Raw genomic sequence first — 20,843 nt, 5'->3', positions numbered from 1 at the left:
TAGCGTCAGGCCACCCACTGCTCGTACGCCATTTTCGCCACCAGCGCGAACACCACCGTCAGCAGCACGACCCGTACGAAACCGCTGCCCTTCTTCAGTGCGGTGTGCGCGCCGAGGGTGCCGCCCGCCAGATTGAACACGGCCATCAGGGCCGCCAGTTGCCACAGCACCGTGGCCTGCCAGGCGAACATCGCGAGGGCGCCCGCGTTGGTGCAGCAGTTGACGATCTTCGCGGTGGCGGAGGCGGTGACCAGGTCGAGGTGGAGGACGGCGGTGAGCGCGAGGACGAGGAACGTGCCGGTGCCGGGGCCGATCAGACCGTCGTAGAAGCCGATGCCCAGGCCCGCGAGGCCGATCGCGGCGAGGATCTGGCGGCGCGAGGCCGGGCCGGTCGCGGGGGCCGTGCCGAAGGCGGGGCGCAGGATGACGAAGGCGGCGACCGCGAGCAGCACCACCATGATCACCGGCTTGAGGACCTCCGCGCTCATCCCGGCCGCGAAGAAGGCACCGGTGGAGGAGCCGACGAGGGCCGCCAGCCCGATCCGTACAGCCAGTCGGACGTCGACGGGCGCCTTGCGGGCGTAGGTCACCGCGGCGCCCGAGGTGCCGACGATGGCCACCGCCTTGTTGGTGCCGAGGGCGTGCGCGGCGGAGGTGCCGGGCGGCAGGCCGAGCAGCAGAACGGGGAGCAGGAGCAGGCCCCCGCCTCCGACCACGGCGTCGATCCAGCCGGCCGCGAGCGCCGCGAGACACAGGACGACGACGGTGGTCAGCGATATGTCGGGCATGATCGCGACCCTAGGGACGGGATACATGCAGCGTCCATCGACCTGAGCGACTTCTGAGCTTCGGCCCCCGGGACGTGGCCCGCGCCCCTCTCCTCACAGCGCGCGCCCGGCCCGTCCTCCGAACCCTCACACCCTCGCCGGGCTGGTGCTGAGGGCAGCGTTCCTCGCGGGAAACAGATGTGATGCTGCCGGGTAACACCGGCATCGCACGCTCCTAGGCATGACCTCGAATACGCGTGTGGTGGTGATCGGCGCCGGGCTCGCGGGCGTCCGTCTCGCCCGGCGGCTCGGTGAGCTCGGCACGCCCGTGACGCTGATCGGCGAGGAGGAGCACCGCCCGTACAACAGGGTGCTTCTCGCCGAAGTGCTGGCCGGGCGGTACAGCCCCGAGGTGATCGCGCTGCCGGCGCCCGCGGAGCTGACCCGCGCCCGGGTCACCGGCATCGACCGCGCCGAGCGGACCGTCGAGTGCGCGGACGGCTCGAAGATCGCATACGACACGCTGGTCCTGGCCACCGGCTCCAACCCGGTGCTCCCGCCGCTGCGCGGACTGTTCACCCCGGACCACGTGCTGCCCGAGGGCGTGCACGCGTTCCGGACCATGGACGACTGCCTGGGGCTGTCGAAGGCCGTGCGGCCGGGGGTGAAGGCGGTCGTCATCGGCGGCGGGCTCCTCGGGGTCTCCGCGGCCCGCGCGCTCGCCCGGCGCGGCGCCCAGGTCGTCCTCGCCCAGCAGGGCGAGCGGCTCATGGAGCGCCAACTCGACCCGAGCGCCTCGAAGCTCGTGCAGCGGCACCTCAAGGACCTCGGCGTCGAGATCCACACCGAGTGCCGGGTGCGCGACGTGCGCTGCGTGGGCGGCGCGGTCCGCTCGGTCGAGATGCACGACGGGTACGCCCTCGACGCGGACCTGGTGGTGCTGTCCTGCGGGGTGCACCCTCGCGTGGGCCTCGCGCAGATCGCCGGTCTCGAGGTGCGCAAGGGGATCGTCGTCGACGACGAGCTCCGCACCTCCGACCCGCACATCCGGGCGATCGGCGACTGCGTCCAGCACGACGGCGAGGTCTACGGTCTCGCCGCCCCGGCGCTCGAACAGGCGGAAGTCCTGGCCGAGTTGCTGTCCGGCCGCACGAGCGCTCGCTACAGCGGCACCCGTGCGCTGACCCGGCTCACGCTCACCGGGCACGACGCTCCCCTGGGAAGTTTCGACCTCGCCGCGTTCGGCGAGACGGAGGCGCGGCCCGGCGACGACGTCGTCCAGCTGGCCGACGCCACCCGTGGCACCTACCGCAAGGTCGTCGTCCGCGACGACCGCCTGGTCGGCGGGGTCCTCGTCGGCGAACTCGGCACCGTCGGCGCGCTCGCGCGCGCCTGGGAGGGGGCAGAGCCGCTCCCCGCCAACGGCGCCCCACTGCTCCACCTGCTCACCAACGATGGAGGCTCCTGATGTCCACCGGCACCCCCACGATCGTGCTCGTCGGCCACGGCATGGTCGGCCAGCGCTTCCTCGAAGCGCTCGCCGAGCGCGGCCTGACCGCCACGCACCGCGTGGTCGTGCTGTGCGAGGAGCCGCGTCCCGCATACGACCGCGTCGCGCTGACCTCGTACTTCTCGGGCAGGACGCCCGAGGATCTCTCCATGACCGACATGGAGTTCATCAACGACCACGGCATCGAGCTGTACGTCGGCGACCCGGCCGAGACGGTCGACCGCGAGGCGAAGAAGGTCACGGCGAGGTCCGGCAAGGTCTTCGAGTACGAGACCCTCGTCCTGGCCACCGGCTCCTTCCCCTTCGTGCCGCCGGTCCCGAACAAGGACGCCGAGGGCTGCTTCGTCTACCGCACGATCGAGGACCTTCTCGCGATCGAGGAGTACGCGAAGACCCGCACCACCGGTGCGGTGGTCGGCGGTGGTCTGCTGGGCCTTGAGGCCGCGGGTGCGCTGAAGGGCCTCGGTCTCACCTCCCACATCGTGGAGTTCGCGCCGCGTCTGATGCCCGTCCAGGTCGACGACGGCGGCGGCGCGGCCCTCCTTCGCACCATCGAGGAGATGGGCCTGACCGTCCACACGGGCGTCGGCACGCAGGAGATCGTGGTCGGCGAGGACGGAGCCGTCACCGGCATGAAGCTCTCCGACGGCTCCGAACTCGCCACCGACCTGGTGGTGTTCAGCGCCGGCGTCCGCCCTCGCGACCAGCTGGCCCGCGACTGCGGCCTCACCGTCGGCGAGCGCGGCGGCATCACGGTCGACGAGCAGTGCCGTACGGTCTCCGACCCGCACGTCTTCGCGATCGGCGAGTGCGCGCTGGCCTCCGACGGCCGGGTGTACGGCCTGGTCGCCCCGGGTTACGAGCAGGCCGAGACGGCCGCCGCGACCATCGCCCAGGACGAGACTGAGCAGTTGACGTTCACCGGCGCCGACCTCTCCACCAAGCTGAAGCTGCTCGGCGTGGACGTGGCGTCATTCGGTGACGCGCACGGCGCCACCGAGGACTGCCTGGACGTCGTCTACTCCGACTCGCGCGCGGGCCTGTACAAGAAGCTGGTCATCGGCAGGGACGGCACGCTGCTCGGCGGCATCCTGGTCGGCGACGCGGAGGCGTACGGCACGCTGAAGGCCTTCACCGGCTCCGTCCCGCCGGTCTCGCCCGAGTCGCTGGTGCTGCCCGCCGGCGCCGGCGAGTCCGTCCAGCTCGGCCCGACCGCGCTGCCGGACGACGCGATCATCTGTTCCTGCAACAACGTCCGCAAGGGCACGATCCGCGCCGCGGTCACCGACCACCAGTGCACGACCGTGCCCGAGGTGAAGAAGTGCACCAAGGCCGGTACGACCTGCGGCAGCTGCGTCAAGGTGCTGGGCCAGCTGGTCACGGCCGAGCTGGAGGCGTCCGGCGTCGAGGTCGACAAGGGCCTGTGCGGCTGCTTCTCGCAGACCCGCGAGGAGCTCTACGAGATCGTCCTCGCCCTGCGCATCAACACCTACCAGGACCTGCTGGACCGCTACGGCCGCGACGAGGCCAAGGGCGGCGACGGCTGCGAGATCTGCAAGCCCGCGGTCGGCTCGATCATCGCCTCCCTCGCCCCGACGATCGGCGTGAGCGGCTACGTCCTGGACGGCGAGCAGGCGGCCCTTCAGGACAGCAACGACCACTTCCTCGCCAACCTGCAGAAGAACGGCTCGTACTCGGTCGTCCCGCGCATCCCCGGCGGTGAGGTCACCCCCGAGGGCCTGATCGTGATCGGCGAGATCGCCCGCGACTTCGGCCTCTACACGAAGATCACCGGTGGCCAGCGGATCGACATGTTCGGCGCCCGGGTCGAGCAACTCCCCCTGATCTGGGCCCGGTTGGTGGACGCCGGCTTCGAGTCCGGCCACGCCTACGGAAAGGCCCTGCGCACCGTCAAGTCCTGCGTGGGCCAGACCTGGTGCCGCTACGGCGTCCAGGACTCCGTCCGCATGGCCATCGACCTGGAGCTGCGCTACCGGGGCCTGAGGTCACCGCACAAGCTCAAGTCGGCGGTCTCCGGCTGCGCCCGCGAGTGCGCCGAGGCCCAGTCGAAGGACTTCGGCGTCATCGCCACCTCCAACGGCTGGAACCTGTACGTCGGCGGCAACGGCGGCGCCACCCCGCGCCACGCGGACCTCCTCGCGCAGGACCTCTCCGACGCCGAACTGGTCCGCCTGATCGACCGGTTCCTGATGTTCTACATCCGCACCGCCGACCGCCTGGAGCGCACCTCGACCTGGCTGGAGCGCATCCCCGGCGGCCTGGACCACGTACGCGACGTGGTGGTGGAGGACTCCCTCGGCATCTGCGAGGAGCTGGAGTCCCTGATGGCGGACCACGTGGCGAACTACGCCGACGAGTGGGCGACCACCATCAACAACCCGGAGAAGCTCGCCCGGTTCGTGTCCTTCGTGAACGCCCCCGACACCCCCGACCCGGTCGTCGGCTTCGTCCCGGAGCGCGACCAGATCAAGCCCGACCTGCCGCTGCTGACCATCGGCCACCGTCCCCTGGAAGGGAGCGCCCAGCGATGACCCTGGCACCCGAAACGACCGACCTGAAGGTCCAACTCGAGCTCAAGGACGGCTGGTTCACGGTCTGCGACCTGAACGCCCTGCTGCCGGGCCGCGGGGTTGCGGCCCTGCTGCCGGACGGCCGTCAGGTGGCCCTGTTCCGCGACCGCTCGGGTGAGCTGTACGCCATCGACAACCGCGATCCCTTCGGCGGCGCGGCGGTCCTCTCCCGCGGCCTGACCGGCACCCACCAAAGCCGCCCGTTCGTCGCCTCGCCGCTGCTCAAGCAGCGCTTCGACCTGGAGACCGGGCAGTGCCTGGACGACGAGTCGGTACGGGTGGCGACGTACGAGGTACGCGCAAGCTGAACCTGGTTTCCGGGTGCCCCTCCCATCGGAGGGGCACTCTGCTTTTCGCCCCCTCGCCCGACACCCTGAAGCTGGAGCGTGGAAGCGCTTTCCACGAACAATCCGGCAGGCGAGAAGGGCAGTTCAGCAAGCGAAGCTCGACATGTTCAGCGAGATCCAGGACCCCAGACCGTGGGCGACCGGGGACCACGAGCACCGGCGGATCAACGAGGCGGTCGAACAGGCCGTTCTCGCCGACGAGCTGGGGTACGGCTGCTGGTGGCAGGTGGAGCACCACGGGGCAAGAGGAGTTCAGCCTCAGCTCGGCGCCGGAGCTGCTGCTGGTGGCGCTGTCGCAGCGTACGTCCCGCATACGGCTCGGACGCACGGCGGTGCCGGCACCGGCCGGGATCGACCGCCCGAGGCGGGTCGCGGAACGCGCAGCCTGGCTGGACCAGTTGAGCGGCGGCCGGGTGGAGCTGGGCCCGACCCGTTCGACGGCGCCAGAGTGGCGCATGTTCGGCGTGGACCCGGCGGGCGCCCGGGCCAGACCCAGCGGGCCTTCGAGGAGGTCCCCAGGCTGTGGAGGGGCGGCGGCGACCAGCCACTCGTTCCGGGCCCGCTGCAGGATCCGCACCCTCCCCTCTGGCAGGCGGCTTCCGGTCCGGCGTCCTTCGAGGAGGCGGGCCGGCGCGGGGTGGGCGTCCTGGGGCACCACGCTGCGGGAGCCGCTGACCCGGGTGTCCCGGCTGGTGGAGCTGTACCGGGAGGCGGTGGCGGACCGCGCGGAGCGGGTGCGGGCCGCCCTCCCCCTCGGCCGCATCTCGGCGACGGAGGAAGTGGCCGACGCCGTCCTCTACCTGGCCTCGGACGCCGCGGCGTCGGTGGTGGGCACGGACCTGGTGGTGGACAGCGGGGCGACGGCCTGAGGAACCGGTGGACGGGTGACCACCGTCGCCCCGGGATCGGCGGGATCGGCGGGATCGCCGGGATCGCCGGGATCACTGGATCGGCTCGTCAGGGGGCGGGAGCTGGATGGTGAGTTCCCGGTCGACGGCGTCGACGCCGTCGACCGCTTCCAGCGCGGGGATCCGGTCCTCCGCGACGGTGCCGGAGAGCGTGCCGAGGATCGGCTGCTCGCCCGTGACCGTGAGACCGGCCCGGCGCAGGGCCTCGACGACCTCCGCGAACCGGTCGGGGTCGACCGCGAGGACGACCCCGACCGGGGCGGAGTGGGACGACTCGGTCACGGGGCCTGGAGGAGGCCCGCGCCGACGTCCTTGGTGGACTGCATCAGCGGGTAGGCACCGGCCTGCAGGGCGTTCCACAGCTCCATGGCGGAGGCGTCGGGGTTCGCCTGGGCGAGCAGCGCCAGGACACCCGCCACGTGCGGGGTGGCCATGCTGGTACCGCTCATCTCCTGCTGCCCGCCGCCGGGCTTGGCCGAGAACACCTGCCAGCCGGGTGCGGCGATGTCGACCTCGCCGCCCCGCCCGTTGATGGCGCCGTTGGAGAAGAACGGCGTCCTGATCGCCTTGTCCACCGCGCCCACCGCGAGGATGGAGGGACAGTTGGCCGGCCGGCCGACGGGCCTGACGTCCGTGGGCCGGTGGCTTTCGTTGCCCGCGGCGGCGACGATCACCGTCCCGCGTTCCAGCGCGCGCTGGGCCAGCTTCTCGTACGTCTGCGGGAAGAGCTCACCCGGCTGGACCGGCGCGCCCAGCGACATGGAGATCACCTTCGCGCCGTGGGCCACAGCCCAGGCCAGGCCCGCCAGGATCTGGCCGTCGGTGCCGGAGCCCTGGTTGTTGAGCACCTTGCCCGCGAGGATCCGGGCCTCGCAGGCCACGCCGTACCGGGGCCCCTGCTGGGGGTGGGCCGGGCCGGCCGCGGTGCCGATGCAGTGCGTGCCGTGGCCGTGGCCGTCCTTGACGGGCTCGCCGGGGACGAACGAGGCCGTCGCCTCGATGCGGCCGGCGAAGTCCGGATGGTCGGTGTCCACGCCGGTGTCGAGCACGGCGATCTTCACGTCGCGTCCGGTCAGCTGGGACAGCTGGGCCCGGATCGCCTGCAGGCCCCAGGTGCAGCTCTGCTCGTCCCAGGCCGGGCCCTGGGCGGCGGCCATCTCGGCCCTGGAGTGGCGACCGACCACGTCCTCGTCACTGCGGTACGCGGGGTAGAACTCGGTCGGCGCCTGCGTCGGGGCGGTGACCGGGAAGGCGTACACCTTGCGCTCCGGCTCCGCCGCGATGATCGACGACTCCCTCTCCGCCGTGGTCACCAGCGCATGACGCTGCTCGGGCCGTACCTCGACGACGGCCGCGCCGAGTTCCTCGAAGTGCACCGAGACGTCAGGGCGCTCAAGGAGTTCGGCGACGTTCTCGACGTCGGTTCCTCGGACACGTTCGACGGACGCGATGTCTGCGGAGGAACGCAGTGCGTTCAACCCGCTCTCCTGGTTGCTCGGGTCGAGCAACACCACGTACCGGCCGGTGTACTCCGCTCCCTGGCCTTCGAATCGGGGGTGGGGCCGATCGGGGTGCTCGCCGAAGGCGCGCCTGTCCATGGGTCCGTTCGCCATTGAATTTCCCGCTTTCTGTGCGCTGCTCCCCCCGTTCGTGGACACACGTCGGGACACGGAGAGTCAGCGCCGGACAACGGGGGCGCGGATCGGTCGCGTGGATCGACGCGTACTACCGTGACCTGTAAGGATTCCCTTGGCCAGGCCGTCGGCATCGCCCCCTGGGGTCCACCGTCGCATCGAGCACGGGGGCCCGCAACACGACAGTTCTCAGGCCGTGCCCGGTCACACCTTCAACGCGTCGTACGTCACCCCGGTGAGCCGCTCGGATGCGGCCCAAAGCCGTTCCCCCGCCGCGTCGTTGAGCGTCCACGGCGCCCGCCAGGACGGGGCGGGCGCCCCGCGCCACATCATCAACGACGGTCCGGTGAAGGAGTCCGGCCGCACATCCGGCGCCGTGGCCGCGTACAGGACGGGCAGCGCGCCGGCCTCGGCCGACTGCGCGAAGACCCGGTTGCCGAGCTCCACCACCCGCCCGACGAGCCGGCGTCCCTCCATCCGGGGTGCGGTGCCCTGCAGGTTGGTGGCCGCGTACCCGGGGTGGGCCGCTGCCGCCACCACGTCCGCGCCGTGCGCCGCGAGCCTGCGCGCGAGCTCGTGGACGAAGAGCAGATTGGCGGTCTTGGACCGGGCGTAGGCGATCCAACGCCGGTACCGGCGCTCGCTGTTGAGGTCGTCGATGTCGATGTTGGCCACCGCGTGCATCCCGCTGGAGACGCTCACGACACGGGCGCCGGGAGTGGCGAGCAGCGTGGGCATCAGCAGGCCGGTGAGCGCGAAGTGGCCGAGGTGATTGACCCCGAACTGCGTCTCGAACCCGTCCGCCGTCGTGCCGTACGGCAGGGCCATCACCCCGGCGTTGTCGACCAGCAGGTCGAGATAGTCGTAGCGGTACGACGCGGCGAACTCCCGTACGGATTCCAGGTCCCCGAGATCCAGCCGCGCGAACTCCGCGATCGCACCCGGCACTTCGGCCACGATCCGGTCCGCCGCCGCGTTTCCCCGCACCTCGCTCCGGCACGCGAGCACCACGCGCGCGCCCTTGCGCGCCAGCTCCCGCGCGACGACGTAGCCGAGCCCGCTGTTGGACCCGGTGACCACGGCGATACGCCCGCTCTGGTCGGGGACGGCCTTCTCGTTCCAGCCGGACATGTACGGGCTCCCTCCGCGAGCGGATCAATCTCCCAGCGTAGGGCCCGCACCCGGGGCACAGCGAGATACAACTTTTTCCGCCGGGCACTCATCTAACAGAACGCCCACATCCACCCATTCGCCCGACGGAGGCGGATATGCCATGTTTCTTCACACTCAACGACTGTCCCGACGCGGGGTAGCCGCCCTCCTGTCCGCCGGCGTCCTCGGGCTCGCGGGCGCGGGAGCGGCATGGAGCGCGACGACGGCTACGGCGGCGCCCGGACTGCGTACCTGCGCCGTGAGCGACCTCTACGTCTCCATGGGGCGCAAGGAGGGCGCGGCGGGCTCGGTGTACTGGCCGATCCGGTTCACCAACACCAGCACGACCGACTGTGTCCTGCGCGGTTATCCGGGCGTCCGCGCCCTGGACACGGCGCACCGGCAGATCGGTCCGGCCGCCACGCACAGCGGCCGGCCCTACGCCACCGTCGTGCTCGCCCCCGCCCACTCCGTCTCCGCGGTCATCCGTACGACCAACGGCCCGGTCGGCGGGCCCTGCCTGCGCACCGGCACCTACCTGCGGGTCTATCCGCCGGCCTCGTTCAAGGCGGTCCTCGTCCCGGCTTCCTGGACGATCTGCTCCCACCTGTTCCAGGTCGGGCCGGTGAACACTCAGGGCGCCCTCTGAGCAGCCCGGAGGGGCGGCACCTCCGCACAGGTGCCGCCCCTCCTCTGGTGATCCGGAGCCGCCGCCCATCGGTGTTGAGGGTCGGGGACAGGCGGCGGCTCCGGGGCTTTTGTGGCGCCTACCGGTGGTCGCTGCCCGCGGACTGGGTGGCCGCGCGCCCCGCCTCCAGGCGGGCCACCGGGATCCGGAACGGCGAGCAGGAGACGTAGTCGAGACCCACCTCGTGGAAGAAGTGGACCGACTCGGGGTCACCGCCGTGCTCGCCGCAGACGCCGAGCTTCAGGTCGGGACGCGTCTCGCGGCCCGCCTTCACCGCGGCGCTGACCAGCGAGCCCACGCCGTCCTTGTCGATCGTCTCGAAGGGCGACACCCCGAAGATGCCCTTCTCCAGGTAGGCGGTGAAGAACGAGGCCTCCACGTCGTCCCGGGAGAAGCCCCACACCGTCTGGGTGAGGTCGTTGGTGCCGAAGGAGAAGAACTCCGCCGCCTCCGCGATCTGACCGGCCGTGAGGGCGGCGCGCGGAAGCTCGATCATCGTGCCGATGGCCAGCTTGAGCTGTGTGCCCGTGGCCGCCTCGACCTCGGCGATGACCTGGTCGGCCTCCTCGCGGACGATCTCCAGCTCCTGGACCGTGCCGACGAGCGGGATCATGATCTCGGCGCGCGGGTCGCCCTTGGCGTTCTTGCGCTCGGCCGCCGCCTCGGCGATCGCCCGTACCTGCATGGTGAACAGGCCCGGGATGACCAGGCCGAGACGCACACCGCGCAGGCCCAGCATCGGGTTCTGCTCGTGCAGGCGGTGGACCGCCTGCAGCAGCCGCAGCTCGTTCTCGTGCGGGTCCTTGCGGGACTCGGCGAGGGCGACACGTACCGACAGCTCGGTGATGTCCGGCAGGAACTCGTGCAGCGGCGGGTCCAGGAGGCGGACCGTCACCGGCAGACCGTCCATCGCCGAGAACAGCTCGACGAAGTCCTGCTTCTGCAGCGGGAGCAGCTCCTTCAGGGACTCCTCGCGCTCGGCGTCCGTGTCGGCCAGGATCAGCCTCTCCACCAGCTCACGGCGGTCGCCGAGGAACATGTGCTCCGTACGGCACAGGCCGATGCCCTGCGCGCCGAAGCGACGGGCGCGGTTCGCGTCCTCGGCGTTGTCCGCGTTGGCGCGCACCCGCAGCCGGCGCTTGCGGTCGGCGAACGCCATGATCCGGTGCACGGCCTCGACGAGTTCGTCGGCGTCGTTGGCGCCGGCGTGCATCCGGCCCTCGAAGTACTCGACGACCGGAGAGGGGACCACCGGGACCTCGCCCAGGTAGACCTTGCCGCTGGAGCCGTCGATGGAGATGATGTCGCCCTCCTCCACGACATGCCCGCCGGGCACGGTCATCCGCCGCCGCTTGGTGTCGACCTCCAGCTCCTCGGCACCGCAGACACAGGTCTTGCCCATGCCGCGCGCGACGACGGCCGCGTGGGACGTCTTGCCGCCACGCGAGGTCAGGATGCCCTCGGCCGCGATCATGCCGTCGAGGTCGTCGGGGTTGGTCTCGCGGCGGACGAGGATGACCTTCTCACCGGAGCGCGACCACTTCACCGCGGTGTACGAGTCGAAGACGGCCTTGCCGACCGCCGCGCCCGGCGAGGCCGCGATGCCCCGGCCGACCTTCTCCACCTTCGCGTCCTCGTCGAAGCGCGGGAACATCAGCTGAGCGAGCTGGGCGCCGTTCACGCGCTGCAGGGCCTCGGTCTCGTCGATGAGCCCCTGGTCCACGAGCTGCGTGGCGATGCGGAAGGCCGCACCCGCCGTGCGCTTGCCGACGCGGGTCTGCAGCATCCACAGCTGGCCGCGCTCGATGGTGAACTCGATGTCGCAGAGATCCTTGTAGTGGTTCTCCAGGGTCTCCATGATCTGCATCAGCTGGTCGTACGACTTCTTGTCGATCTGCTCCAGCTCCGCGAGCGGGACCGTGTTGCGGATGCCCGCGACCACGTCCTCGCCCTGCGCGTTCTGCAGGTAGTCGCCGTAGACGCCCTGGTGGCCGGAGGCGGGGTCGCGGGTGAAGGCGACACCGGTACCCGAGTCCGGGCCCAGGTTGCCGAAGACCATCGAACAGACGTTGACGGCCGTGCCCAGGTCGTGCGGGATGCGCTCCTGGCGGCGGTAGAGCTTGGCGCGGTCGCCGTTCCAGGAGTCGAAGACCGCCTTGATGGCGAGGTCCATCTGCTCGCGCGGGTCCTGCGGGAAGTCCCGGCCGGCCTCGGTCTTGACGATCTTCTTGAACTTGGTGACCAGCTTCTTGAGGTCGGCCGCCTCCAGTTCGGTGTCGACCGTGACCTTCTTGGCCGCCTTCGCCGCCTCCAGCGCCTCCTCGAAGAGGTCGCCCTCGACGCCGAGGACCGTCTTGCCAAACATCTGGATGAGGCGGCGGTAGGAGTCCCAGGCGAACCGCTCGTCGCCTGCCTGCTCGGCGAGGCCCTTCACGGACCTGTCGGAGAGCCCGATGTTGAGGACGGTGTCCATCATTCCGGGCATCGAGAACTTGGCGCCGGAACGGACCGAGACGAGCAGCGGGTTGTCGGCCTGGCCGAGCTTCTTGCCCATCTTGTCTTCCAGGGCCACGAGGTGCGCACTCACCTCGTCACGCAGTGCCGCCGGCTCCTCACCGCTGTCGAGGTAGACCTTGCAGGCTTCGGTCGTGATGGTGAAGCCGGGGGGAACGGGGAGTCCCAGGTTGGTCATCTCGGCGAGGTTCGCGCCCTTGCCACCCAGGAGGTCCTTGAGGTCCTTGTTTCCCTCGGTGAAGTCGTAAACGAGCTTCGCTACGTGGGGTTCTTTGTTTTCCGACACGGTCTCGACTCCCTCGAGGACGCGGTGGCTGCCCTGACGGCGAGGAACATACCCAGATCAAAGGCGTCTGGGTACGTCTACTCGCGTGTCATGCGCTCGTAACCAGCCGTCCGCCAGCGGATCGAAAGTCAAAGCTTGGCAAGCGGTGACGGGTGGATGTTTTCATTTCTTGAACGCAAGGCTGTGCATGAGTACGGAATTCCGCTCAGATGAGCGGGCAGACTGCACGTTTGATTTCGATCGATGAACGATCAAGGGGTGGCACCCAGTGCCACCCCTTGGAGAAGTGCAGTCGGTCAAGATCCGCTCATCTGAGCGTAACCCTTATCAAGGGTGGCAAGAATCACGCTCCCACAGAGGACCGGATTTCACCATGCGGACGCGTTCTGGGACGGAAACCGGGAGAGAACACCGACGTCACACGCCCATCGCCAGCAGCCGTTCCTCCGCCCGCTCCGGCGCGTACAGGTACTCCACGACCAGCGCACCGGCTCCCACCAGCCCGGCTCGCTCCCCGAGCCGCGAGGTGACGACGTCCAGGTGGGCCGTGGAGCGGGGCAGCGCCCGCTGGTACAGCAGCTCCCGTACGCCGGTGAGGAACGCGGTTCCGGCCAGATCTCCCGCGATCATCAGAACCCCGGGGTTGAGCAGCGTGACGACGGTCGCCAGAACGTCCCCGACCCGGCGCCCCGCCTCCCGCGCGAGCCCGACCGCCTCCGGGTGCCCGGCGGCCAGCAGGTCCCGCACATCCGATCCGGACGCGGCCGGCACCCCGGACTCCGCGAGCCGCCGCGCCACGGCGCCACCACTCGCGACGGCGGCCAGACAGCCGTAGGAGCCGCACCGGCACAGCGCCTCCGCGCCCACCCGGATGTGCCCGATGTCGCCGGCGCCCCCGTCGATGCCGCGGTAGACCGAGCCGTCGACGACGACCCCCGCGCCGATACCGGTCGAGACCTTGACCAGCACGAACGCCGAGCAGTCGGGGTATCCCGTGCACTGTTCGCCGTACGCCATGAGGTTCGCGTCGTTGTCCACCAGCACGGGCACCGGCCCGGCGCCCGTGTGCTCGGTGAAGGCTCCGGCGAGGCGGCCTCTTATGTCGTAGCCGTCCCAGCCCGGCATCATCGGCGGCTGCACGACCCGCCCGGTCTCGCTGTCGACGGGCCCCGGTACCGCCAGTCCGATCCCGCAGACCGATTCCGCCCGGCGCCCGGCCTTCTCCAGCAACTCCGCGAACCAGTGCCCGAGTTCACCGAGTACGGCGTCCGGGCCGTCCTCGACGACGAGCGTGCCGGCGTGCTCGGCGAGCATCTCGCCGGTCAGGGTGAGGACGGCGGCGCGGGCGTGGCGGGTGTCGAGGTCGGCGGCGAGGACCACCGCGTGCTCGTCGTCGAACTCCAGGGTGATGGAGGGGCGGCCGCCGAGGGGCGAGTCGACCGGGCCGCCGGCGCCCTCGCGCAGCCAGCCCGCACGGAAGAGCCGGTCGAGGCGCTGGCCGACGGTGGCGCGGGACAGTCCGGTGGCCTGCTGGAGCGCGCCGCGCGTGGTCGCACGCCCGCTTCGTACCAGTTCGAGCAGATCTCCGGCGCTGGCCTGGCTCCGTCCGGTCATGCGCACCCCCTTGTGTTTCTCAAGCTTGCATTACATCCTGGGTTTTGCGTGTTAAATAGACGTAACTCTACGGTAGCCGCGACCGAACCGGTCGAGCGCACGTCTTTCGGGGAGCCCCGAGTGGATCGCACCGCCCAACTCACCAGCCGTGCCGCACAGCACCCCATTGCATACGATCCGCCCCCCGTGCCGGGTTCGCTGCACGTCAGGGCCGCCCGGGTGCTGGAGGACAACTGGACGGGAGCGTCCACGGTCCCCTCGCGCAGCCTGTATCCCCACCAGTGGTCCTGGGACTCGGCCTTCGTCGCGATCGGCCTCAGGCACCTGTCGCCGTTACGGGCGCAGACGGAGCTGGAGACGCTGCTGGCGGCCCAGTGGGAGGACGGGCGCGTCCCGCACATCGTCTTCAACCCCTCCGTACCGCTCGACGCGTACTTCCCGAGCCCGGACTTCTGGCGCTCCTCGACCGCGGGGCGTGCTGCGGGCGCCCCGCGCACCGTACAGACCTCCGGCATCGTGCAGCCACCGGTGCACGCGCTCGCCGTCTGGCTGGTGCACTGCGCCGACCCCGGGCTGTCCCGTGCGCGCGGCTTCCTCACCCGGATGTATCCCAAGCTGGCCGCCTGGCACCGCTATCTGCTGCACCGGCGGGACCTCGGCGGGGGCGGCCTGGCGTCCGTCGTGCACCCCTGGGAACAGGGCATGGACAACAGCCCCTGCTGGGACGCGCCGCTCGCCCGCGTCACCCCCGCCCCGGCCCGCTCCTTCCGGCGCGCCGACCTCGACCACGGGGCCGCCGAGGACCGGCCGACGGATCTGGACTACGGGCGGTACGTGCGGCTGGCGACGGACTACCGGGATCGCGGTTACGCCGACGCGCCCGGGGACTTCGCCGTCGAGGACCCCGCCTTCAACGCCCTGCTGATCGCCTCCGAGCACGCCCTGGCCCGGATCGCGCACGAGCTGGGCGCGACGGGCACGGCCCGCCACGCGCGCGCGGAGCGGCTGACGAGCGCGCTGCTCGACCGGCTGTGGGACCCGGCGGAGGGGATGTTCTTCTGCCGGGACGTGCGCGTCGGGCAGCTGATCCCGGAGCGGAGCGTCTCGGGCCTCGTCCCCCTCCTTCTTCCCACGCTCCCGCGCGAGACGGCCGCCGCCCTCGTCCGCACGGCCGGCGGCCCGCACTTCGGCCTCGGCGGCACGACCCGCCTGGCCCCCTCCTACGACCTCCTCGGCGAGGCCTTCGACCCGCACCGCTACTGGCGGGGCCCGGCCTGGTTCAACATGAGCTGGCTGCTGGAGCGCGGGCTGCGCACGCACGGCGAGCAGTCGCGGGCCGACGCGCTGCGGGAGGCCGTCCTGGACATCGCCGGCACGTCCGGGTTCGCGGAGTACGTGGACCCGTTCACCGGCGAGGCGTGCGGCGCGACCGGGTTCAGCTGGACCGCCGCCCTGGCGCTGGATCTGCTCCATGAGCGCCCCGGGCACGGCGTGTCCCGTACGGGCATCGGCACGTTCGACAGAAGTGACTTCGGCAGCACCGGCCGCGAGGCAAGTGGCTGCGACGGAAGTGACCTCGACAGGAGCGACAAGGAAGTCAGGGGAGGCGACCGGGCATGACGGACCGGCATCATCTGCTCGTGCACGGCGGAACGTTCGCGGCCGTCGGCGACGGCGGGGACATCAGCGGCGTGCGGGGGTCGGGCTCCCCGGACGGGTTGTTCGTTCGGGACGCCCGGCATCTGAGCCGCTGGCAGCTGACGGTCGACGGCGCGGTGCCGGAGGCTCTCACACCCGTCGCCGACGGGGACACGGCGCGCTGTGTCCTCGTCCCGCGCGGCGGACGCCAGGAGCCGCCCGCGTACACGATCTTCCGCGAGCAGGCCGTCGGCGACAGCGCGTTCGTCGAGTCCCTGCGGGTCACCAGCAACCGCCCGGTGCCGACGACGATCCGCCTCGCCCTCACCGCGGACGCCGACTTCACCGACCAGTTCGAGCTGCGCTCCGACCACCGCACCTACACCAAGATCGGCGCCACCCGTTCCCGCCAGATCCTCGACGACGGCGTCGAGTTCACCTACCAGCGCCGTGAATGGCGTTCCGGTACGACGGTGACGGCCGAGCCCGCCCCGGACGGCGTCGAGGAGACGGGCACGGGCGCCCGGCGCCTCGTCTGGACGCTCGAACTGGAGCCGCACGGCACGGCCGAACTGGCGCTGCGGGTGGCGGCCCATCCGCACGGAGCGGTGCGGCCCCCGCGTGTCCCCGACTCGCCTGCCGCCGCCGGCGCCCGACTCCTCGCCCTGGAAGGCGAGTTCGCGGAGGGTGTGCCCTTCCCGACCGGCTGGCCCGAGCTGGCGGCGGCCTGTGCCCGCGGACTCGCGGACCTGGCCTCGCTCCAGGTCACCGCGACCGGCCCGGACGGCGAGGAACTGCACGTACCGGCCGCCGGGGCCCCCTGGTTCCTGACGCTGCTGGGCCGCGACGCACTGCTCACCTCCCTCTTCGCCCTCCCCTTCCGCCCGCAGCTCGCCGCCGCCACGCTGCCCGCCCTCGCCGCCACCCAGGCGACCGAGACCGGCGCGGACTCGGTGTCCCAGCCCGGCAAGATCGTGCACGAGGTACGGCACGGGGAGCTGGCGCACTTCGGGCAGGTGCCGTTCGGGCGTTACTACGGCTCCGTGGATGCCACACCGCTGTTCCTCGTACTGCTGGGTGCGTACGTCGAGCAGACCGGGGACCTGGCGCTCGCCCGCCGCCTCGAACCCCACGCCCGCGCCGCGATCGGCTGGATGCTGGATCACGGCGGGCTCACCTCCCGCGGCTACCTGGTCTACCGGGCCGACCAGGGCGGCCTCGCCAACCAGAACTGGAAGGACTCCCCCGGCGCGATCTGCTCCGCCGACGGAGCACGGGCGAGCGGGGCCGTGATGGCGGCCGGCGCCCAGGGCTACGCCTACGACGCACTGCGCCGGACGGCCTGGGTCGCGCGCACCGTCTGGGCGGACGAGGTGTACGCGGCGCTGCTGGAGCAGGCGGCCGGTGATCTGCGGGATCGTTTCCAGCGGGACTTCTGGATGGCGGACCGGTCCTTCCCGGCGCTGGCCCTGGACGGCGAGGGCAGGCAGGTGGACGCGTTGGCGTCGGACGCCGGACATCTGCTGTGGTCCGGCCTGCTGGACAAGGAGTACGGGGAGTCGGTGGGCCGGCGGTTGCTGGAGCCCGACTTCTTCTCCGGGTGGGGTGTGCGCACGGTGGCCGCGGGCCAGGCGGCGTATCACCCGCTGTCGTACCACCGGGGTTCGGTGTGGCCGCACGACAACGCGCTGATCGCGCTCGGGCTGGCTCGGTACGGGCTGCATGACGAGGCTCGGGAGGTGGCGCGTGGGCTGGTGGACGCGGCGACGGCAGCCGGGCATCGACTTCCGGAAGTCATTGCCGGGTACGGGCGGGACACTCATGCGGAGCCTGTGCCGTATCCGCATGCGTGTGTGCGGGAGTCTCGGTCTGCGGCGGCGCCGCTGGCGCTGCTCACTGCCGTGGGGGGCGCGTAAGGGCTCGGTTCGGTCGGTTGTGTGGCAGGTGCGGGTCCGAGGGGGATGATCGCGCCCACGCGGCGGAGCCGCACATCGACACAGCCCCCGCGCCCCTGAAGACAAAAGCCGTGACCGCGCGCCGTTGACCAGGCATTTGCCCGGTGTTTGCCTCACGCCCCTGAACAGGGGTGTGCGGCAGCCCGTACGGAATGGCGGCGGGCCGAGCGGGTCCTGAAACCGATCCGCGTTGCCTCCCCAGCGTGGCCCGCCGCCTTGTCACGGGCCATGCGCGGAAGGACCTTCGGGTGCAGCCGGACACCGTCGAGAACGTCACAGAGGGCACAACACCCGAGGTCGAGCCGGAAGCATCGGAGCAGGCGGCGCCTGCCCGCGTCACGCTGCGCGCGCGGCTCGCCGCGCGGCGGGAACGGCACCCCGCAGCCGTACGCAACATCCGGTGGACGATCACGGGCCTCGCCGCCGTGCTCGTCCTCGGCGCGCTCCTGCTGCCGAACCGGATGACCGCGCTGCACACCGACCGGTTCCTGCGCATACCGGTGGAGGCGATCATCGGGGCCGCCGTCGCGCTCGCGCTGCCGCGCAGGCCGCGGCTGGTGGTGGCGGTGCTGTCCGGGGTGGCGCTGGGCGCGATGACGATCGTGAACTTCCTGGACATGGGGTTCAACGAGTATCTCGGCCGGCCCTTCAACCTCGTCCTCGACTGGGAGTTGCTCCCCGACGCGCAGTCGTACATCCAGGACTCGATGGGCAGGGCCGTGGCGATCGGTGCCACGGTCGGTGCCGTCGTCCTGGTCCTCCTCGCGCTGAGCCTGATGGCGCTCGCGATGGTCCGGCTCAGCAATCTGCTGGCGCTCCACAAGCAGGTGGCGACGAGGGCGACCCTGGGCGCCACGACGGTCTGGGTGCTGTGTTCGGCGCTCGGCCTGCAGATCATGGGCGTACCGATCGCCTCCGACCGCACCGCCGGGGCGGTGGCGATCCAGGCGGCCCGGGTGCGGGACACCCTGCGGGACGAGGCGGAGTTCCAGAAGGTCGCCAAGGTCGACGCGTTCGGGAACACACCGCCCGGCCAGCTGGTGCCGGACCTGCGCGGCAAGGACATGATCTTCACGTTCATCGAGAGCTACGGCCGCAGCGCGATCGAGGACCCGGTGGAGGCGCCCGGTGTCGACGCGACGCTCGACGCCCGCACCAAGGCGCTCGCGAAGGCGGGCTTCCACGCCAGGAGCGGCTGGCTGACCTCGGCGACCTACGGCGGCAGCAGCTGGCTCGGTCACTCCACCACCATGTCGGGCCTGTGGATCAGCAACCAGCAGCGCTACCGCACGCTCATGGCCAGCGACCACATGAGCCTCACCGAGGCGTTCAAGAAGACGGGCGACTGGGACACGGTCGGCATCATGCCGGGCGTCCAGAAGAGCTGGCCGGAGTCGAAGTTCTACGGCCTCGACTCCTACCGCAACGCTTTCCAGATGGGCTACAAGGGCCCGAAGTTCAGCTGGTCGACGATGCCGGACCAGTACGCGCTCCAGCAGTTCCAGAACCTGGAGCACAGCAGGAAGCGCAGCAAACCGCTGATGTCGCTGGTCATCCTGACCTCCAGCCACCAGCCGTGGGCGCCGATCCCCAAGATGGTCCCCTGGGACGACCTCGGTGACGGCTCGGTCTTCAACGCCATCCACAAGGCCGGCAACAAGCCGTCGGACATCATCGCCAGCTCGCCCAGGTCCCAGGCGGAGTACGGCAAGTCGGTCCAGTACTCGGTGACCGCCCTCACGCAGTGGCTGGAGCGCTACGGCAACGACAACACCGTTCTGGTCTTCCTCGGCGACCACCAGCCCATCGCCCGCGTCAGCGGCAACCACGCCAGCCGTGACGTGCCGATCTCGATCGTCGCCAAGGACCCCAAGGTCCTCGACAAGATCGACAGCTGGGGCTGGTCGGACGGCCTGCGCCCGGCGCACAACGCCCCGGTGTGGAAGATGAGCGCGTTCCGCGACAGGTTCCTGACGGCATACGGCTCGACCCCGCACCCGAAGAAGGACTGAGGAGGCGGGGAGTCTCAGCCGCCGGACGTGTCCAGCTCCGCGTCCTCGCCGATCCCCGCGCAGTCGTACGGGTCCTTCAGCCAGCCGTCCGGCAGGACCACCCGGTTGTTGCCGGAGGTGCGGCCGCGGGGGCCGTCGGCGCCGGTGGGCCAGGGCTGGTCGAGGTCCAACTCGTCGAGCCCGGCGCGGAGTTCGGCCAGGGAGGACGTGATCGCAAGGCGCTTGCGCATCTCGCTGCCGACCGCGAAGCCCTTCAGATACCAGGCGACGTGCTTGCGGAAGTCCACGACGCCCTTGGACTCGCCCGCCCGTCTCCCACCACCACCCTCATCAGTGGCCCTCCGGGCCGCCCCTCCATTTTCGATCCACTCGCCGAGAAGCGTGGCGTGGCGGACCATGACGTCGGCGACCTCACGCAGGGAGGGACGCGCGATGTCCTCCGTGCGCCCCTCGAAGGCCGCCACCAGGTCCGCGAACAGCCAGGGCCGGCCCAGGCAGCCACGGCCGACGACCACCCCGTCGCACCCCGTCTCGCGCACCATCCGCAGCGCGTCCTCGGCCGACCAGATGTCGCCGTTGCCGAGGACGGGGATCTCCGGCACGTGCTCCTTGAGGCGCGCGATGGCGTCCCAGTCCGCCGTGCCGCCGTAGTGCTGGGCGGCGGTGCGGCCGTGCAGGGCGATGGCCGTCACGCCCTCCTCGACGGCGATGCGGCCGGCGTCGAGGTAGGTGATGTGGTCGGCGTCGATGCCCTTGCGCATCTTCATGGTGACCGGGAGGTCGCCCGCGCCGGAGACCGCCTCGCGCAGGATGGCGCGGAGCAGGTTGCGCTTGTAGGGGAGGGCCGAGCCGCCGCCCTTGCGCGTCACCTTCGGGACCGGGCAGCCGAAGTTCAGGTCGATGTGGTCGGCGAGGTCCTCCTCCGCGATCATACGGACGGCCTTGCCGACGGTCGCCGGGTCGACGCCGTACAACTGGATGGAGCGCGGCTTCTCACTCGCGTCGAAGTGGATCAGCTGCATGGTCTTCTCGTTGCGCTCGACCAGCGCCCGGGTCGTGATCATCTCGCTCACGAACAGGCCCTTGCCGCCGCTGAACTCCCTGCACAGGGTGCGGAAGGGCGCGTTGGTGATCCCGGCCATCGGGGCCAGGACGACGGGCGGCTCGACGGTGTGCGGGCCGATCTGCAAGGGGGACACGGGCGTGGGCATTGGCCCATTGTCGCGC

14 protein-coding genes and 2 pseudogenes are annotated in these 20,843 nt (G+C 71.1%); 9 read left to right on the top strand and 7 right to left on the bottom strand.

Going from position 1 to position 20,843, the window contains the following annotated elements; genetic code table 11:
- Window positions 1-5: 5 nt before the first annotated feature.
- Window positions 6-788 carry a sulfite exporter TauE/SafE family protein gene (locus LJ657_RS02200; protein WP_232646446.1) on the bottom strand — a complete coding sequence of 261 codons (783 nt, stop codon included), beginning with the start codon at window positions 786-788 and terminating at the stop codon, window positions 6-8.
- Window positions 789-1,008: 220 nt separating this feature from the next.
- Here LJ657_RS02200 and LJ657_RS02195 point away from each other — a divergent pair, with 220 nt between their 5' ends.
- The 5 genes and pseudogenes from LJ657_RS02195 to LJ657_RS02175 all read left to right on the top strand — a co-directional run.
- Window positions 1,009-2,235, top strand: a complete 1,227-nt coding sequence (locus LJ657_RS02195; protein ID WP_232646438.1) for an NAD(P)/FAD-dependent oxidoreductase — start codon at window positions 1,009-1,011, stop codon at window positions 2,233-2,235.
- Window positions 2,235-4,829, top strand: coding sequence for a nitrite reductase large subunit NirB (nirB, locus tag LJ657_RS02190; protein ID WP_232646437.1), 2,595 nt, complete (start codon window positions 2,235-2,237; stop codon window positions 4,827-4,829). The genes LJ657_RS02195 and nirB overlap by 1 nt, the downstream gene beginning before the upstream one ends.
- Window positions 4,826-5,176, top strand: coding sequence for a nitrite reductase small subunit NirD (gene nirD / locus LJ657_RS02185; protein WP_232646435.1), 351 nt, complete (start codon window positions 4,826-4,828; stop codon window positions 5,174-5,176). Before nirB ends, nirD begins: the two co-directional genes overlap by 4 nt.
- Window positions 5,122-5,646 (top strand): annotated as a pseudogene (locus LJ657_RS48500) (LLM class flavin-dependent oxidoreductase); the annotation flags it as partial. The gene nirD and the pseudogene LJ657_RS48500, both read left to right, overlap by 55 nt.
- A gap of 276 nt (window positions 5,647-5,922) precedes the next feature.
- A pseudogene (locus tag LJ657_RS02175) lies at window positions 5,923-6,084 on the top strand (SDR family oxidoreductase); the annotation flags it as partial.
- A gap of 72 nt (window positions 6,085-6,156) precedes the next feature.
- Here LJ657_RS02175 and LJ657_RS02170 read toward each other — a convergent pair.
- The 3 genes from LJ657_RS02170 to LJ657_RS02160 all read right to left on the bottom strand — a co-directional run bounded on the left by LJ657_RS02170 (window position 6,157) and on the right by LJ657_RS02160 (window position 8,888).
- Complete coding sequence (locus tag LJ657_RS02170; protein WP_030933889.1) at window positions 6,157-6,405, bottom strand: hypothetical protein; 249 nt, start codon at window positions 6,403-6,405, stop codon at window positions 6,157-6,159.
- Window positions 6,402-7,736, bottom strand: a complete 1,335-nt coding sequence (locus LJ657_RS02165; RefSeq protein WP_232646433.1) for a S8 family peptidase — start codon at window positions 7,734-7,736, stop codon at window positions 6,402-6,404. Before LJ657_RS02165 ends, LJ657_RS02170 begins: the two co-directional genes overlap by 4 nt.
- Window positions 7,737-7,961: 225 nt before the next feature.
- On the bottom strand, window positions 7,962-8,888 hold the full coding sequence (locus LJ657_RS02160) for an oxidoreductase (protein ID WP_232646432.1): 927 nt from the start codon (window positions 8,886-8,888) through the stop codon (window positions 7,962-7,964).
- Between the two features lie 142 nt (window positions 8,889-9,030).
- Between LJ657_RS02160 and LJ657_RS02155 the strand changes: the two genes are divergently transcribed.
- A complete protein-coding gene (locus tag LJ657_RS02155) occupies window positions 9,031-9,558 on the top strand; it encodes a DUF4232 domain-containing protein (protein ID WP_232646430.1) in 528 nt (175 codons plus the stop codon).
- Window positions 9,559-9,676: 118 nt separating this feature from the next.
- Here LJ657_RS02155 and ppdK read toward each other — a convergent pair whose 3' ends face one another.
- A complete protein-coding gene (ppdK, locus tag LJ657_RS02150; protein WP_232646428.1) occupies window positions 9,677-12,397 on the bottom strand; it encodes a pyruvate, phosphate dikinase in 2,721 nt (906 codons plus the stop codon).
- A gap of 417 nt (window positions 12,398-12,814) precedes the next feature.
- On the bottom strand, window positions 12,815-14,011 hold the full coding sequence (locus LJ657_RS02145) for an ROK family transcriptional regulator (protein WP_232646422.1): 1,197 nt from the start codon (window positions 14,009-14,011) through the stop codon (window positions 12,815-12,817).
- Between the two features lie 120 nt (window positions 14,012-14,131).
- Between LJ657_RS02145 and LJ657_RS02140 the strand changes: the two genes are divergently transcribed.
- The 3 genes from LJ657_RS02140 (at window position 14,132) to LJ657_RS02130 (ending at window position 19,616) form a co-directional block, all read left to right on the top strand.
- Window positions 14,132-15,631 (top strand): MGH1-like glycoside hydrolase domain-containing protein, encoded by a 1,500-nt coding sequence (locus tag LJ657_RS02140; RefSeq protein ID WP_232646421.1) that lies wholly within the window; start codon window positions 14,132-14,134, stop codon window positions 15,629-15,631.
- Complete coding sequence (locus LJ657_RS02135) at window positions 15,628-17,565, top strand: amylo-alpha-1,6-glucosidase (RefSeq protein ID WP_232646420.1); 1,938 nt, start codon at window positions 15,628-15,630, stop codon at window positions 17,563-17,565. Before LJ657_RS02140 ends, LJ657_RS02135 begins: the two co-directional genes overlap by 4 nt.
- A gap of 500 nt (window positions 17,566-18,065) precedes the next feature.
- Window positions 18,066-19,616, top strand: coding sequence for an alkaline phosphatase family protein (locus tag LJ657_RS02130; protein WP_232646788.1), 1,551 nt, complete (start codon window positions 18,066-18,068; stop codon window positions 19,614-19,616).
- 14 nt (window positions 19,617-19,630) lie between these two features.
- Here LJ657_RS02130 and dusB read toward each other — a convergent pair whose 3' ends face one another.
- A complete protein-coding gene (dusB, locus tag LJ657_RS02125; protein WP_232646412.1) occupies window positions 19,631-20,827 on the bottom strand; it encodes a tRNA dihydrouridine synthase DusB in 1,197 nt (398 codons plus the stop codon).
- Window positions 20,828-20,843 lie beyond the last annotated feature (16 nt).

This window comes from Streptomyces guryensis, assembly GCF_021261325.1.
Lineage (GTDB): Bacteria > Actinomycetota > Actinomycetes > Streptomycetales > Streptomycetaceae > Streptomyces > Streptomyces guryensis.
Note: the sequence above shows the minus strand (reverse complement) of the source record. Positions and strands in the feature narration are given on the sequence as shown.